General features: G+C 70.8%; 1 protein-coding gene. It reads left to right on the top strand.

Translation table 11 applies throughout. The annotated features are described in order from the left end of the window. A partial coding sequence (locus UK12_RS42865; RefSeq protein WP_045307447.1) for a hypothetical protein occupies window positions 1-236 on the top strand: 236 nt, incomplete at both ends.

Below are 236 nucleotides of genomic sequence, written 5' to 3' on the forward strand. Positions count from 1 at the left end.
TGGCGACCGAGGATCTCGTCGCCGAGCGCCTGCGCCGCGACGGCGTCGTCGGAATGGCACCGGGTCTGGCGATCACTGCCATGCAGCACGCGCTGGACCGCGGTGACATCGCCCTCACCATCGCCGATGTGGACTGCGACCGGGTGGCGGCCGAGACCGTCGCGGTTCGCCGGATCAGCCTCTTCAACGAGATCCCCGAGGCGCGCAAGGTCATGGAGGCGGCGTTCGCGCCGTCG

The organism is Saccharothrix sp. ST-888, assembly GCF_000955975.1.
Taxonomy (GTDB): Bacteria; Actinomycetota; Actinomycetes; order Streptomycetales; family Streptomycetaceae; genus Kitasatospora.